Genomic DNA, 16,339 nt, shown 5'->3' on the forward strand with positions numbered 1-16,339 from the left:
GTCTCCTTGGGTTACTTGGTGGCGTTGACGGCTGCGTCTGCGTCCAGGGGTGCCAGGCCGGAGGCGGTCAGCACGGCGCGTAGCGGGGCGGCGGACTTGTTGACGGTTTCGAGGGTTTCGGAGTCCGGGTTGGAGTCCATGACGAGGCCCGCACCTGCCTGCACGTAGGCGGTGCCTTCCTTGAGGACGGCGGTGCGGATGGCGATTGCCATGTCCATGTTGCCGGCGAAGTCGAAGTAGCCGCATACGCCGCCGTAGACGCCGCGGCGGGTGGGTTCGTATTCGTCGATGAGCTGCATGGCGCGCGGCTTGGGCGCGCCGGAGAGGGTACCTGCCGGGAAGGCGACACGCAGCACGTCGTAGGCGCTGAACTGCGGGTCGAGTTCGGCGCTGACTGCGGAGGAAATGTGCATGATGTGGCTGAAACGCTCAATAATCATGAACTGGTCGACGGACACGGTGCCGGGCTTGGCGATGCGTGAGAGGTCGTTGCGTGCCAGGTCGACGAGCATGAGGTGTTCGGAGCGTTCCTTTTCGTCGGCGAGCAGTTCCTCGGCGAGTGCGAGGTCTTCTTCGCGGGTTGCGCCGCGCGGGCGGGAACCGGCGATGGGGTGGGTGCTGGCGATGCCGTCCTTGAGGGTGACGAGCGCCTCCGGGGAGGAGCCGACAATGTGGAAGGGGGTGCCGTTGCTGTCTTCGAAGTTGAAGAGGTACATGTACGGCGAGGGGTTGGACTGGCGCAGTACACGGTACACGTCGAGTGCCTTGGCGTTAGTTTCGGCTTCGAATCGGCGTGAGAGCACAATCTGGAAGACGTCGCCGTCGATGATGTTCTTCTTGGAACGGTCGATGGCGTCCTTGAAACCCTGTTCGCTCCAGGTGAGGGTGACGTCTTCGCGGACCTTACGGTCAACGTCTGCTACGCCGGAGAGAGTGGAGGTGGTTGCGGTGGCGCCGCGTTGCAGGCGGCGGAGCATGCTGTGCAGGCGCGCGACGGCGTCTTCGTAGGCGCCGTCGACGTTTTCGCTGGTGCCGTTGAAGTTGATGGCGTTGGCGACGAGCAGGACGGTGCCGTCCTTGTTGTCGTGGATTGCCATGTCGGAGACCATGTTGAGCGCGAATTCGGGCAGGTTCACGTCATCGGCGGGCGGGAAGGGCAGGTGCTCCCAGTGGCGTACGACGTCCCAGCCGAGGTATCCGACCATGCCGGAGGTGAGCGGCGGCAGGGTCGGGTCGGGTTCGGTGTAGAGCATCTGCAGGGTCTTGGCGATGGCTTCTACGGGGTCGCCATCGACGGGTGCGCCGGCGGGAGTGCGGCCCTGCCAGTGAACTGCGCCGTCAACGGTGGTGAGGGTGGAGCGGGAGGACGCGCCGATGAAGGAGTAGCGGTCCCAGGCTGCGGATTCGCCTTCTGCGGAGATTTTGGCGGATTCGAGCAGGAAGGTGCCGTGGGCTGCTTCGACGGGTTCGCCCTGGTCGTTTTGGAGTACGAGGGATCGGTAGATGCCGATGGGGGTGAGTGAGTCGGCGAGGATTTTGATGTGTACGGGAATGACGCGGGTGCCGGCTGCGCGGGCGCGGAATTCTTCGAGGCTGGGGGTGATGGTGCCCAAATCCTGCATTGCTGTACTCCTTGGTGTTGGGTTGGGAGCGCGTCAGTGCGCTGTGTCCCTTAGCTGCCGCGCGGGGTTTTTACCGGTGCATGCGGTTTTACCGGTATATGGGGGTACCGGGACATATGTGCCGGCGTGTATCTCTCTGGCATATACCTGCCAGATCCATAGACGCCCGATAATGCCTGATAAATCCCGGTAAGCCCGGTGCGCGGGTTGTTTCAGTTTAACCGGTGCTGCGGCCCAGTTCCACGGTGAAGATCCAATAGTTCTCTTCATGAAACTGAGCCGCGTACCGTTCAGCCGTGTTAGTTGCTGAACTGCTTGAGGGTTGCTGCGGTCTGCAGTGCCGCTGCGGTCGCCTCGTAGCCCTTGTCTTCGTTGGAGCCTTCCAGGCCTGCACGGTCGAGTGCCTGCTGCTCGTTGTCACAGGTGAGCACGCCGAAGCCGATGGGGCGGCCGGTCAGCACGGACACGTCGGTCAGGCCGTTGGTTGCGCCCTGGCAGACGTAGTCGAAGTGGGGGGTGCCGCCGCGGATGACCACGCCGAGCGCGACGATTGCGTCGAACTTCTCAGCGAGGCGGGTCGCTGCGACGGGCAGCTCGAAGGTGCCGGGAACGCGCACGAGGGTCGGCTCGATGCCTGCTACGTAGGCGGCGCGCTTAGCACCGTTAATGAGGCCGTCCATGACCTCGGTGTGCCAGCTTGCCGCTACGATTGCGAGCTTGAAGCCCTTGTAGTCTTCGGGGTTGAGGGTGGTGTCTGCTGCGCCTACGCCGCTCATTGTGTTCTCCTTGTGGGTTTTGGGTTTTTGAAAAATTAGGGGTTTGCAGGGGTGCCGCTACGCGCTTTTGAGCACGTGGCGCATGCGCTCACGCTTGGTCTGCAGGTAGTGTGCGTTCTCGACTCGGGCGGGAATTTCGTCCGGGATGAGTTCGGTGACCTGCAGGCCGAGGCTTTCGAGCGCCTCCTGCTTGGCGGGGTTGTTGGTCACGAGCCTCAGCTCGTTCACACCGAGTTCCTGCAGGATCAGTGCCGCCTGCGAGTAGTCGCGCATGTCGCCGTCCAGGCCGAGCGCCAGGTTCGCGTCGAGGGTGTCGAGCCCGGCATCCTGCAGCGCGTAGGCGCGGAGCTTGTTGACCAGGCCGATGCCGCGTCCTTCGTGGTTGCGCACGTAGATGAGGTACCCGCCGGTGCGGCCAATGATGCGCAGGCCGTTCTCCAGCTGGGGGCCGCAATCGCATCGGAAGGAACCGAAGATATCGCCGGTGGCGCATTCGGAGTGGATGCGTACCGCGGGCGCTCCCCCGTCCTCGGCGGGTACGGGGGTGCCGTCACGGTCGAGGGCGCGGGCGCTGATGTGCTCGGCGCCGTCCGCAAATCGCCAGGCGCGCAGACCGAACAGGCCCTGCGGGGTGGGTACGGCGACCTCTTCGGTGCTTTCGACCAGCAGCGGGCTGGGGTTGGGCACCATGTCGAGGGGGCTGACTCGGTAGCCTTCAGCGAGCTGGGAGGCGATGCGCAGGGATTCGGCGCTGAGCTCTTCAGCCTGCGCCTCAACCGGCTCGACCAGGGTGCCTGGCGTTGCCTGGGTGTTAGGGGTTTCGCTCATGCGTTCTCCTACGCCTTAGCTACGTACTTGATGAGGTCTTCGATAGAGATCATGGGCAGGTTGTGCTCGGTGGCGAAGGCGCGCAGTGCGTCGAAACGCATCATGGAGCCGTCGTCGTGCACGACCTCGGCGATAACGCCCACGCCGGACAGGCCCGCCGCGAGGGAGAGTTCCACTGCGGCTTCGGTGTGGCCGGGGCGTTCCGCCACGCCGCCGTCAACGGCGCGCAGCGGGAAGATGTGGCCGGGGCGGGTAATGTCCGCCGGGGTCGAGGCTGCATCCGCGAGGATCTGCACGGTGCGGGCGCGGTCCGCCGCGGAGATACCGGTGCTCACGCCGGATGCCGCATCGCAGGAGACGGTGTATGCGGTGCCCTTGGGGTCTTCGTTGTTGGTGACCATGGGCGGCAGGTTCATCTCGTCGGCACGCTTGTTGCTCAGGGGTGCGCAGACCACGCCGGAGGTGTAGCGGATCATGAAGCCCATCAGCTCGGGGGTTGCGTGCTCGGCGGCGAAGATGATGTCGCCTTCGTTTTCGCGGTCTTCATCGTCAACGACGACTACGGCGCGACCTGCGGCGATAGCGTCCACTGCGGTCTGCACGCTGTCGAGGACGCTTGCGGCGTCGGCGCGACGCGGCGCAACCTGCTCAGAGGAAGAAGCCTGGGGCACGCCTGCGAACGCGGTCAGACGCTGCACGTACTTAGCGAGCGCATCGGTCTCAAGGTTCACGCTGTCGCCGACCTTGAGGGCGCCGAGGTTGGTTGCCTTCAGGGTTTCGGGGATCAGGCCGACCTCGAACCATGCGGGGCTTTCGCCGGGCTCAGAAACGGCGGTGACGGTCAGGGACACGCCAGAAACAGCGATGGAGCCCTTCTCGGCGAGCAGGGGTGCCAGTTCGGTGGGCAGGTTGAAACGCAGGGTGCTCCACGCCTCGTGCGCGGTGACGGATGCGAGGGTACCTACCGCATCCACGTGGCCCTGCACGACGTGACCGTCGAGGCGGCCACCGGCGGGCAGGCAGCGCTCCAGGTTGACGGTGTCACCGGGGTTCAGGTTGCCGAGGTTGGTGCGGCGCAGAGTCTCCCCCATCGCGTAGGCGCGGAACTGGCCGGGCTGCAGCTGGTCGAGGTCGATAGCGGTGAGGCATACACCGTTGACGGCGAGGGAGCCACCGTGTTCGAGGTCGGCGACGATGTCACCGGCGTTGAGGGTCAGGTAGGCTGCGTCGCTACCTTCGATGGGGGTGATGGATTCTACGGTGCCGAGGGCGCCAATGATTCCGGTAAACATGTGTGCTTTTCCTTTTCTCGCCGTGTCCGCCGGGGCGTCGTCGTTGAGGGCGACGGGCGGCGATGGTTTGTTCGTCGGTATAACTATACGTATTTTTCGAATATTCCCCGTGACGGGGAGCTTTTGTGCCAGCATGCGAACCAGCCGACACAAACTAGCCGGGCGCCGGCGGGGGGTCTTTGAGGTACTACTCCCCCGTCCGCGCTCAGCCGAAGGGAGACTAGCCCAGGCGGATGCTAGTCCAGCCGCGACTAGTCCAGCCTCGGTTCGGGCGCGTGGCAGGCGTCCAGCTTCGGCAGGGTGCGCCGCTCACCCGGTTCCTGCGCCGTTCCGCGAGGTGCCGGCACCAGGTGCGTTGCGGTGTCATTACCGAGCACGCGCACCGCCGGGAACATGCCCAGATCGTCCAGTTGCAGGCGCGGCGCCTGCGCGAGGGTGTCCACGAGCAGCCGGTACACGGCGCTCTTGCCCTGCCCCATGATCATGGGGGCGCGGTACCAGACCATCTCATCGATAAGGTCTTCACCGGCGAAGAGGCCAACCATGCCGGGGCCGCCCTCAATCATGAGGTGCCGCACCCCGCGGGCGTACAGCTCATCGAGCAGTTCGCGCGGGTCGTGGGTGAAGACCTGCAGGAAGTTCTGCGGGTCCGCCTCCACACCTTCGGGCGGGTTGAGGCCGCGCACGCGGTAGTTCTCGGTAATCTCGGTTTTACCCATGACCACGCGCAACGGCTGCTTCTCGAAGCGTTCCCCGTTGGCGTCGCGCGCATCCAGGGTCGGGTCGTCCATGAGGGTGGTTCGGGTGCCGATCATGACGGCGTCGGCGCGGTGACGAATCAGGTGCCCGTCAATGCGTGCGGCGGGGCCGGTAATCCACTTGCTCGTGCCGTCAGCAGCCGCGATGAACCCGTCCAGGGTGGACGCGCTCTTTGCGGTAATGAAGGGGCGGCGTTCGGCGGCGGCAATGAACCAGCGCTCGTTCAGCAGGTAGGATGCGTCCGCGAACTCCTCCATGGCGTGCACGGTGACGCCCTGCGAGCGCAGGTAGGCGGCGCCTCCAGCTGCGTTTTCGGTGTCGTCGCTGTAGGCGTAGTAGAGTTCGCTGATGCCCGCCTCGGCGACGGCGTGGGAGCAGGGGCCGGTGCGTCCGGTGTGGTTGCAGGGCTCGAGGCTCACGTACATGCGGGCGCCGGTGAGGTCGGTTCCCGCGGCTCGGGCGGCGGCGAGGGCGTCGGCTTCGGCGTGCGGGGTGCCTGCGCCTCGGTGGTAACCCACGTGCAGCAGGTGCCCGTGCGCGTCAGTGATGACGGCGCCGACGAGGGGGTTCGCGCCGCGGATACCCTGGGGTGCCGCCTGCAGCGCCAGGGTCATGGCCTCTGCGTGGCTGAGCTCCTGCTCGGGGCCGGGCAGCTGGAGGGTGCGTGCGGCGGGCAACCCGGCGAGGTGACCGTACTCCGCGGCGGAGTAGTCTACATCGTTGCGCGGCGAAGATACGCTCGGGGCGACGGTTAGGGGCAGGTGCGCGCTCGCCAGCACCTGCAGCGAGGGGTTCTGCGGCATTTATGCACGGCCCTTCTGCACGTCGGTTACCTCAACGGTCACGTCGGGGAACTGGGTCTGTACCTGGGTCTTCTGCGCCTCCAGGTTGCGGGTGCGCCACCAGACGAAGAAGCCGACCAGGGTGAAGCATCCGTAGAACACGTACATGAGGGAGGTCGCGTAGTAGCCTGCGCTCCACAGCAGCGGCACGCCGACCAGGTCGACGGCAACCCAGATGAGCCAGAATTCAACCCAGCCGCGCGCCATGCCGTAGGTGGCGAGTAGCGAGCCGGTGAAGATCCAGGCGTCGGACCAGACCGGTTCATAGGAGCCGAGGGCACGGAAGATGGGGGTGAGCAGCAGGGTGCCCGCAACCATGGCGACAACCAGGCCTGCGCGTTCGGTGTTGGTAGCCCACTTGGGAATCACTGCGGCACCTTCGGAGGCGTCACCACCGGCGGCGCGGGTTGCACGCCAACGATGCCAGCCCCAGATGGACACGGCAATGAACATGATCTGGCGGCCTGCCTGGCCGAGCATGGTCACGGGGTGCGGGCTGCCGACGAGGGCGCCCAGGAAGACGGTGAGGAGCAGTAGATTGCCGAGAATGCCGACGGGCCACGCCCATACTTTGCGTCGCATGCCGCCGAGCGCCGATGCCAGGCCGAATGCGTTTCCGAGAACTTCGCGCACGAGGAGGGACTGGTCCCCCACGTGAATTTGTGCGTCGAAGAGCCACCGCAAGATGTCCATTTGGTTCTTTCCTCTCTGAGTTGGACCGTGTGTCGGATGCGCTGGGTGCGCATCTGCGGCGGCTCCGGGGAGAGGAACAGAAAAAGGGCGGCTACCGCGCGGGCTTCTTAGGGAGTGCCCGGTATCCGTGGTGAGGCGGGAGCGGCGATTCAGCCAACCGTAGCTGAAAACCGCAGCTGACACCAGCCGGCTGCGGTCGAGGGGAATAACGTACCGGCACCTACGAAAGATGCCTCTCCCCTGTCTCACAAAAAGCCGTCTCGCAGAAAACCGCTGCGCTCTCGAGCAACAGTTTTTCTAGCAACAGTTTTCTCAAGTAACTGCTTTGGTGCACCCTGCACGTTATCCCGGTTTTCGGGAGGTGCGGTGGAGTGCGCTCCTGCCTTTTTCTGCTCGTGCTACCTTCCATCCAGACTGTACTGTCGGCACCGGATTTTCACCGGTTCGGCCTCTCTTGCGGGCGGGCTTCTCTAGCGGAGTCTTGCATCCTGTGCGGATGCGAAGATTCGTACGATTTTTGCCTGCCTGCGAGAGTGGTTCGCGGGCTGTGACCGCCGGTTCGGAATTTCACCGACCCCGGAGCACGATGTTGATACTGATTATGCCACAGCGCACGCAGGGGGTTTAATTTGTTTTCTCTGGGATAACTTCCGTGACAAGATGACGTTTTATGACTGTACTCTCAGCGCGCCTTCAAGACCCTCTCAACAAGCCCTCGCGGTAGTCACTTGCGGGACCGTTTTGGAACCCGATTCTTCAAGTTTTCGGGGATGATTTATCACGGTTTCATAACGGTGGAGAGCACCAAACAGACCAAAGAGTTATGAGGACCTTCTGAGGGGTTACCCAGAACACATTGAACACCCGTCAATACCTTTATGACAAGGAATTATAACAATAAGGTTAAATTATTGGTTTAAGGTTTACTCCAGGGGTGATTTAAGGTTATTCTTATCTACAGGAGCTCCCATCACCGATAAACCGGTTCCGTTGAGAGCAACATGATTCGGACCATCCGAGCACTCACATCAAACCCTTAAGCTTCTGCCATTTGAAGCTGGAAAACTGGCCCGCGGACTGCATTCCTGAGGATGGTTTTCACGCAACATCTGCGCGTACTGGATTGCGCAGTATTGCGGCACACGATGTTGATGTGCTTCACCATCGGGAGGCAACCACACCGAATTGTTTTCTCAACGGAACCGGCGTGGGAGCTCTTCCGAATAAACTTCCGGAAGATCGCATGGCGTGCGCCTTTGTATATCTGTACGAGGGGGCGTTGTGTGTGTCAAACGGTCATAAGCTCCCGTTCTTCTGTCGTCGCCTACCGTGGTGCGCGATGGAGGTTACGGGAACCTTGCGGGATGGTTGATCCCGCGCGCTCTGCATTGTCTTGTGGAGTGTGGTGTGTTTGGGTGGCGTATTCGCAGTGCCGGAGCGAATACGCCACCCGTTTTTAACCTGTGAAACCCTGCCCACCCCAAACTCAGGTGAGCTGCACACGAAACTCAGCCCCAGACCAGCCTCATATACCCCAGACTGAGGCAAGCTGACCCGAGAAGCTAACCGCCTACCAACCCCTATCTCAACCAACCCGAGGGGTAGGCGACCTAGAGGGCGTACCGGACACGCAAAGCGGGGGCTCCGTCCTCAAGGCGCCCCAGCGCCGCAGAGGGGGCACTCCCCCGCGAGCATGAACCGGTACAACCTCTCCAAACAACTAACCCACGGGTAAAACTTCATACGCAAACAGGGTCGCCTACGATAGATGTCTATCGCAGGCGACCCTGTACGTATCAAAACCGGTGAGGGTGCGTCGGGAATGCGTAGCGGGGGCTCCGTCCTCAAGGCGCCCCAGCGCCGCAGAGGGGGCACTCCCCCGCTAACATTGTCCGACGTGCCCTTCCTATAAGGCTGTCGAAGAGTTTTTAGTCCTCTACGGAGCGGAATGCTACAACCGCGTTGTGGCCGCCGAAACCGAAGGAGTTCGACAGTGCCACAATCTCACCGGCGGGCAGCTCGCGTGCCTCGGTCACCACATCCAGGTCAATCTGGGGGTCCTTGTTGTCCAGGTTGATGGTGCAGGGTGCGGTGCGGTGGTGCAGAGCCAGTACGGTGAGTACGGCTTCGAGTGCGCCCGCGCCGCCGAGCAGGTGGCCGGTCATGGACTTGGTTGCGGAGACGGCAATGTTCTTGGTGTGCTCACCGAAGGTTTCGTGCATTGCGGTTGCTTCGGGCAGGTCACCGGCGGGGGTGCTGGTGGCGTGCGCGTTAATGTGCACGACGGTCTTCGGGTCGATGTTGCCGTCTTCGAGGGCTTCGCGCAGTGCGCGGGTTGCGCCGAGTGCTGCGGGGTCCGGTGCGGTGATGTGGTAGGAGTCGGCGGATACACCGGTGCCTGCCAGTTCCGCGTAGACGCGTGCGCCGCGTGCCTTGGCGTGCTCTTCGGATTCGAGGATGAGCGCTGCTGCGCCTTCACCCATGACGAAGCCGTCGCGGTCGACGTCGTAGGGGCGGGATGCCTTTTCGGGTTCGTCGTTGCGGGAGGAGAGTGCCTGCATCTTGGCGAATGCTGCCATGGGAAGCGGGTGGATTGCTGCTTCAGCACCGCCGACGATGACGACGTCTGCCTTGCCGCTGCGGATCATTTCAGCACCGAGCTGCATGGCTTCGGTGGAGGATGCGCATGCGGAGACGACGGTCTGTGCTGCGGCGCGTGCCTTGAGGTTCATGGAGACGGCTGCTGCGTTACCGTTGGGCATGAGCATGGGAACGGTCATGGGGAGGACGCGGCGGGGGCCCTTTTCGCGGAGGGTGTCCCATGCGTCGAGGAGAGTCCACACGCCACCGATGCCGGTGCCGAAGGCTACGCCGGTGCGTTCGGGGTCGACTTCTTCTGCGGAGTCGGCGTCGGGGCCGGAGAATCCTGCGTCTTCCCATGCTTCGCGTGCGGCGATGAGGGCGAGCTGGCCCGAGGGATCCAGGCGCTTTGCTTCTACCTTGGTGAGGCGGCCGGATTCGAGGGCGGGCACGGCGAGCTGGCCTGCAATGTATACGGGCAGGTCGTATTCCTTGACCCAGGGGTGGTCGAGGGTGGATACACCAGATACGCCCTTGGTTGCGTTTTCCCAGGTGGTGGGGACGTCGCCGCCAATGGGGGTGGTCGCGCCGAGGCCGGTCACCAGCACTTTTCGAGACATTGTGGCACTTTCTCTTCGGTGGTCGATTTGGTGGTTTATCCGGTGGTGTGTGGATAAAAACCTGTAGGGCCCGGGGTTTACAGTGGGCGTTTTCACGCCGTGGAGAGTGCAGTCATCGCACCCTGCGTGTTCCCGGGGGTGTGTTGGATTGAAAGCTGAGTGAATAGCGACGCGGCGCGGGCCGGTGAGAGCCCGCGCCGCCTCGTTATTGGTTATAGCTTAGGCAGCGTTCGCGATGAACTCGACTGCGTCGCCAACGGTCTTGAGGTTCTTGACCTCTTCGTCCGGGATGGTCACCTCGAACTTCTCCTCAGCGTTCACGACGATGGTCATCATCGAGATGGAGTCGATGTCCAGGTCCTCGGTGAAGGACTTGTCCAGCTGAACGTCCTCAACCTCAACGCCGGTCTCTTCGTTAACGATTTCTGCCAGACCTGCGAGGATCTCTTCCTTGTTAGCCATTCAGGGGCTCCTTTGTTTTTTCGATGGTCATCGCACCCGCCGGGTGGGGGTACGCGTGCATTACCGAGTTTATCGTGTCTGCGTGGTGTACGCATGCGTCAACTCGGAGTTTGTGGGGATGCTTTCCCGCTTTATTTTCTTTCTCGCACACCGGCGCTGTACCGGTCGTGAGGAGCGGGGAGCATCGGGCTCCGGGGTTTCCTTAGGGAAGGACGACTACCTGAGCTGCGAATGCCAGGCCGGCACCGAAACCGATCTGCAGGGCGAACTTGCCGGAGAGTTCCGGGTTCTCCTTGAGCAGGCGGTGTGCGGCCAGCGGGACCGATGCGGCGGAGGTGTTACCGGCATCGACGATGTCGCGTGCCACTGCCACCGTGTCGGGAAGCTTGAGGGTCTTGACCATCTGGTCAATGATGCGGGCGTTTGCCTGGTGCGGGATGAGCGCGCCGAGCTCGTCGGGGGTGATGCCGGCGGTTTCGAGTGCCTGCTTGGCGACCTTCGCCATTTCCCATACTGCCCAGCGGAAGACGGAGGGGCCGTCCTGACGCAGGGTGGGCCAAATCTTTTCGCCTTCTTCGACGGGGTTTGCGGCGAAGTCGCGGTTGCGGATGTCCAGCAGGGAGTGGGTCATGCCGACGGTGCCCCATCGGGAGCCGTCCGAACCCCATACGGTCGGGGCGATGCCGGGTTCGTCGGAGACGCCTACGACTGCTGCGCCTGCGCCGTCGCCGAGCAGGAAGGAGATGGTGCGTTCGGTGTTGTCGATGAAGTCGGAGAGCTTCTCAACGCCGATGACCAGCACGTGCTTTGCGGTACCCGCGCGGACGAGGGCGTCTGCCTGGGCGATGCCGTAGCAGAAACCTGCACACGCTGCGGAGATGTCGTATGCGGGGCACTTGGAGCCGATTGCGTCGGCGACCAGGGTTGCCAGGGAGGGGGTTGCGTAGGGGTGCGAGATGGTCGAGATGATGACCGCCTCAATGTCCTCACCGGTTACACCGGACGCTTCGAGGGCGTCCTTGGCGGCGCCGATGGCAAGGTCGGTTACCGACTGGTTTTCGCTGGCGCGGTGGCGGGTTGCGATGCCGGTGCGCTGCTTGATCCACTCGTCGGAGGAGTCGATTGCCTCAACGATGTCGTCGTTGGGGACGATGACCTCGCCGCGGGCTGCGCCGTAACCGAGGATGCGGGAGTAGCGGTTGATTTCGTACTGCTTGAGGGTAGTCACGTATTCAATCCTTAGTGCTGATGCTCGCAAGACACTGTGTGCCTTGCAGGTCTAAAGTGCATGTCTAGTGTGAAGGGTTCCCAGTGCGGGGAGGGCGGGGTGCTCTCCCCCGGCGTTTAACCCTTCAGCGAGGCGAGGTCCTCGGGGGTGTTGATGGAGGTGCCGGGCACGCCGCGCATCGCGCGCTTTGCCAGGCCGACCAGGGTGCCTGCGGGGGCGACCTCGATAATGCCGGCGACCTCACGCTCGAGCAGGGTTGCCATGCACAGGTCCCAGCGGACGGGGCTGGTGACCTGGGAGACGAGGGTCTTGACGAACTCTTCACCGGATGCCACGGCGGAACCGTCGCGGTTGGTCAGCAGTGCGGAGGTCGGGTCGGAGACCTGCAGGGATGCGGCGAACTCTTCCAGGGCGGGCACGGCGGGTGCCATTGCCTCGGTGTGGAATGCGCCAGCAACCTTCAAGGGGATGACGCGAGCGCGTGCGGGCGGGTTCGCGGCGAATGCTTCGATGGCGGGGATGGGGCCTGCGGCTACAATCTGGCCGCCGCCATTGGAGTTTGCTGCGACGAGGCCTGCTGCGTCGATGGCTTCGCGGACGTTTTCTTCAACGCCGCCGAGTACTGCAGCCATGCCGGTCGGGGAGGCGGCTGCCGCCTCCGCCATGCCGTTGGCGCGCACGCGCACGAAACGCATTGCGTCTTCGTCACTGAGTACGCCCGCGAGGGCTGCTGCGGTGATTTCACCGACGGAGTGACCCGCGAAGATGAGCTCTTCACCGTCGAGTTCGCGCAGTGCGAGGCGACCGGTGACGATGCCTGCAGCCACGATGAGGGGCTGGGCGATTGCGGTGTCTTTGATGGTTTCTTCTTCGGCTTCGGTGCCGTAGTGAATCAGGTCGATGCCTGCCGCTTCGGAGAGTCGTTCCAGGTGCTCACGCACACCTTCAATCTCGAGCCAGGGGCTCAGGAAGCCCTTCTTCTGGGAGCCCTGTCCGGGGCAAACGAGTGCGCGCATGCGGTGCGACCTTTCTGGTTTTTAGTACTCGTACGCGGTGCCATTATAGAGACGGAGACCACGGTTAGTCTGTTACCTATGCTACCTTGTTCAGCCGCTTTGTATAAACATCACTGTGCAGAAACTTTGGGCTGCGCTGGGAGCTTAGACAGAGATTGAACAGTGTATAGCTTAGAACGATTTCCCCCATTCGTACAGTTCAGCCGCACAAGGTTCAAATAGAGAGACATTAAACGGCGGCGCTCAGCGCACTATTTAGAGCACTATTCAAAGCACAGTCCAACACAGCCCAGCACACTCCCCCATATCGGTGCGCTCCCCTTTAGAGGCGCGAACGCCCTATGCCCGCGGATGCGCCCGCGCGTACGTCTCCGCCAGACGCTTCATCGACACGTGCGTGTAAATCTGCGTGGTCGCCAACGACGAATGTCCCAACAGCTCCTGCACCGAACGAATATCGGCGCCACCATCCACCAGGTGAGTCGCCGCCGAATGACGCAAAACGTGCGCACCCGACGCCTGAGTATTCTCCACCGTGCGCAACAGGCGGGTCAGGTCCTCACGAATCTGACGGGCATTCGCACGCCCACCCCGAGGGCCAATAAACAGCGCCGTCACACCCTGCGCGCCCTCCGGAATCCACTGCGGACGACCATAGGACACCCAACGATTCAACGCCTTAAGCGCCGGGGTGCCCAGCGGCACCACGCGCTCCTTATTGCCCTTACCCAGCACGCGTACCGTCTTATTCGCCCGGTCCACACTCTGCAAATCCAGGCCGGTCAGCTCAGAAATACGCATGCCCGAGGCGTACAGAACCTCAACCACAGCTTCCAGACGTAGCAGGCGCGCATCACGAGGATCCTGCGCCCGACGCTCCTGCAGAGTAGTCAGCAGCTGGTTCATCTGCTCACGGCTCAGCACCGGCGGCAGGTGATTCTCCCGCTTGGGGGTGCGCATACCGCGGGTCGGGTTGGCGTGCACCAGCTCCTCCTCCTGAGCCCAGGTGAAGAACGTGCGCAGGGTCGAACCGCGGCGCGCCACCGTAGAACGAGCCGCCTGCCGCAGATGCAACGAACCCAACCACTCACGAATCAGGGACGCATCAATGCTGTCCAGATGGCGCACGCCGCGGCGCGCCATGTAGGCGAAGAAGCCCTCCAAATCGGAGATATACGAGCGGATCGTCTCTTCGGAACGGTGCTTCTCGTAGCGCAGAAAACGCTCAAAACGGTCCAGGACGGGGCGGAACACCTCGCCGGAAACGCCCAGTGCCGATTCGGGCAGAGCAGAGCTCTCTACTTGCTCCGGCGCAAGCGTGCGGGTGTAGGTCACCGGCAGGGTCGTGGAGGGAGCCTCGTCCCGGTACTCTTCCCGGTTCTCACTCCGGTTTTCTGCCTGGTTTTCAGCCCGGTTTTCGGGCTGGCGGGTGGGAGTCATGCGTCCCTCCTTTCTGGTTCCTGGCTCTGCTCTGGCGGCGTTGATGCTTCTCGACGTTGTATTTCTGCCCCCGGCGTATCTGCTGATAGCGCAGCGGCAGGGGTAGGCTCCACGCCAGTACGCGCAAGCCTACCCCAATTGTAGAGAGGTTCCACGCTCTCCACGTGCCGCCCGTCATGACCGACCGCAGTAACCCGCTACTGCCGGGATGTTCACTACGGGCGTTCAGCCGGGGTGCTCAGCGGGGGTCAGCACGGGCGTTCAGCGGGGGCTCTTCTACGCAGCGACAGCCGGGCGGACCTTTCTCCAGCTTGTTCCGCTACTCTCCGCCAGACCACAACGACCCAGGTGGAACAGGTCAGCCATCACGTCGCGAGCGCTCAACCCGAGAGCTGCGGCAATCTCGTCCACGCCGCGGTAGGAGCGCGGGCTCAAATCGTCCCAGACCCTGCCCTGTCGTTCGGTCAGCTCATCCAGCGCGCTGGAGGAGGCAGCCTGATCCCACTCACTCTCGTGCTCGGTACCCAGCTCGAACCCGGCGGCGGCATCGTACTCGAGGATGTCGGCGGCCTCGGTGAGTGTTTGCGCTAGTCCATCGCGTAGCAGACGGTTCGTGCCCACCGAGTTCGGCGAATTAATCTGCCCCGGAACCGCCCAGAGGGTACGCCCAATCTCCATCGCGTGACGAGCCGTGTTCAGGGCACCGGAACGCCAACGCGCCTCCACCACAATGGTGTGCCGCGCCAACGCCGCAATCAGGCGGTTACGCTCCAGAAAACGCCAACGCGTGGGGGTATTGCCCACACTCACCTCGCTCATGATGAGCCCGCGGTCAACAATCATGTTCAGCGCATCCGAGTTCTGTGCCGGGTACAGCCGGTCCAGCCCACCCGCCATGAAGGCGATGGTCGGCAGGTCACTACCCTGCTGGGTCAGCGCCGCCCGATGCGCCGCAATATCAATGCCCATCGCACCGCCAGAAATCACCGTGTACCCGCGGCGCGCCAGCTCGGCGGCGAGGTGGGTCGTCGCCTCCGTACCGTAGATGCTCGGGTCACGCGAACCGACCAGCGCCACGCTCGGGGCAGACGCCACATCCAGCAGGTGCCGCGAATCGCCTCGACACCACAGCCCGTACGGTCGGTCGGGTCCCAAATCGTTCAGCTGCGGCGGCCACAGCGGATCGGCGGGAGTGACCAGCCACGCCCCGCAGGTTGCCGCCATGTGCGCCTCCACGTTCAGGGTGCGTTCCATGCGGCGGTTCCAACGCAGACGGCGGGTCGCGAGCGCCTTGCCGAACTTATCGCGGCTCATCTGATGCTCACCCGGCGTGTAGTAGCCATTCGCGCTACAGAACAGGGCGGACTCTCCCTCGGCGGGTGCGCCCACCGAGTGCAGAAAATCGCTGAGCTGCGTATCAGGTTCGCCGTGCTCCCAGGTGTGCTCATCGGGGATGTGCCCGGTCAGCAGGTAGTGCAGGGTCAGCGGCGCACCCAGGGTTGCGAGGGATTCGACCACGAGCTCATCGGCGGGTTCGGCGTAGCGCATCAGCTGGGCGGTGCAGCAGCGGATGTACTCGCGGCACGCCGCCTCAAGCTCCTGCGCGCTGAGGGCGGGGTTGAACAGGGGCGCAGGATTGAGAAGGGGTACTGAATTGAGCAGGGGCGCGAGGTCAGAACTGCTGGAGGCTGTGCCCACCGAAGCCTCGGGGTGCACACCCTGTGGCACCTCGCTCTGTAGCCACTCCCCCGGTTGTTGCTCTCCTGGCTGTTTCTCCTGGCTCAGGTCCTGCAGGTTCATCTCTTCCAAGTACACAGGGTCATCTAAGTACACCGGGTTCAGGCAGGAGGCGAGGAAACCCGGCAACCGCGCCGCGTTATACGGGCTCGGCGAGGGTTCCTGCCCCAGCGACAGAATATGCGCCACCCTCTCACGCACCAGGGCGTGCGCATCCAGGGTGCGGCCTGGCAGGCGGATCTGCAGTTCCTCCTGAACAAAATCCTCCGCCACGCACTCTTCAGGCACATGCTCTCCCGGTGCTGTTTCTCTCAGCCCATTGTCTTTCAATTCGGCCTCATCAGCTCGTTTTCTGAGCTTCTTCTCACTCATGATGTTCTTCTCCTCTCGTGAGTGATTCGTTCTATAAACCGGCACGCTATGTTCGCTGCCCCCTATTTCAGC

12 protein-coding genes and 1 riboswitch are annotated in these 16,339 nt (G+C 63.2%); all 12 genes read right to left on the reverse strand.

All coding sequences use genetic code 11. The annotated features are described in order from the left end of the window. Positions 1–11 precede the first annotated feature (11 nt). Positions 12–1,622, reverse strand: a complete 1,611-nt coding sequence (locus O3649_RS03920) for an anthranilate synthase component I (protein ID WP_303970572.1) — start codon at positions 1,620–1,622, stop codon at positions 12–14. 299 nt (positions 1,623–1,921) lie between these two features. Next, a complete protein-coding gene (ribH, locus tag O3649_RS03925) occupies positions 1,922–2,398 on the reverse strand; it encodes a 6,7-dimethyl-8-ribityllumazine synthase (RefSeq protein WP_371572864.1) in 477 nt (158 codons plus the stop codon). 57 nt (positions 2,399–2,455) lie between these two features. Further along, positions 2,456–3,226, reverse strand: coding sequence for a GTP cyclohydrolase II (locus tag O3649_RS03930; protein WP_303945245.1), 771 nt, complete (start codon positions 3,224–3,226; stop codon positions 2,456–2,458). 8 nt (positions 3,227–3,234) lie between these two features. Beyond that, on the reverse strand, positions 3,235–4,518 hold the full coding sequence (ribB, locus tag O3649_RS03935; RefSeq protein WP_070634360.1) for a 3,4-dihydroxy-2-butanone-4-phosphate synthase: 1,284 nt from the start codon (positions 4,516–4,518) through the stop codon (positions 3,235–3,237). Positions 4,519–4,769: 251 nt separating this feature from the next. Further along, positions 4,770–6,080: a bifunctional diaminohydroxyphosphoribosylaminopyrimidine deaminase/5-amino-6-(5-phosphoribosylamino)uracil reductase RibD gene (gene ribD / locus O3649_RS03940; RefSeq protein ID WP_371572867.1), complete on the reverse strand. Its 1,311-nt coding sequence runs from the start codon at positions 6,078–6,080 to the stop codon at positions 4,770–4,772. Further along, complete coding sequence (gene pnuC, locus O3649_RS03945) at positions 6,081–6,812, reverse strand: nicotinamide riboside transporter PnuC (protein WP_005506248.1); 732 nt, start codon at positions 6,810–6,812, stop codon at positions 6,081–6,083. A gap of 391 nt (positions 6,813–7,203) precedes the next feature. Continuing rightward, positions 7,204–7,401, reverse strand: a riboswitch (FMN riboswitch). 1,339 nt (positions 7,402–8,740) lie between these two features. After that, positions 8,741–10,012, reverse strand: a complete 1,272-nt coding sequence (fabF, locus tag O3649_RS03950; protein ID WP_070506485.1) for a beta-ketoacyl-ACP synthase II — start codon at positions 10,010–10,012, stop codon at positions 8,741–8,743. A 219-nt stretch (positions 10,013–10,231) separates the two neighbouring features. After that, positions 10,232–10,474, reverse strand: a complete 243-nt coding sequence (locus tag O3649_RS03955; RefSeq protein ID WP_005507475.1) for an acyl carrier protein — start codon at positions 10,472–10,474, stop codon at positions 10,232–10,234. 202 nt (positions 10,475–10,676) lie between these two features. Continuing rightward, positions 10,677–11,702: a beta-ketoacyl-ACP synthase III gene (locus O3649_RS03960; RefSeq protein WP_070688151.1), complete on the reverse strand. Its 1,026-nt coding sequence runs from the start codon at positions 11,700–11,702 to the stop codon at positions 10,677–10,679. Positions 11,703–11,818: 116 nt separating this feature from the next. Next, positions 11,819–12,718 carry an ACP S-malonyltransferase gene (locus tag O3649_RS03965; RefSeq protein WP_005507477.1) on the reverse strand — a complete coding sequence of 300 codons (900 nt, stop codon included), beginning with the start codon at positions 12,716–12,718 and terminating at the stop codon, positions 11,819–11,821. Positions 12,719–13,057: 339 nt separating this feature from the next. Further along, a complete protein-coding gene (locus O3649_RS03970; RefSeq protein WP_070688152.1) occupies positions 13,058–14,158 on the reverse strand; it encodes a tyrosine recombinase XerC in 1,101 nt (366 codons plus the stop codon). 276 nt (positions 14,159–14,434) lie between these two features. Then, positions 14,435–16,183 carry a DNA-processing protein DprA gene (dprA, locus tag O3649_RS03975; protein WP_294633253.1) on the reverse strand — a complete coding sequence of 583 codons (1,749 nt, stop codon included), beginning with the start codon at positions 16,181–16,183 and terminating at the stop codon, positions 14,435–14,437. Positions 16,184–16,339 lie beyond the last annotated feature (156 nt).

It is taken from the genome of Rothia sp. 27098_8_29, from assembly GCF_041432785.1.
In the GTDB taxonomy this organism is placed as follows: Bacteria; Actinomycetota; Actinomycetes; order Actinomycetales; family Micrococcaceae; genus Rothia; species Rothia mucilaginosa.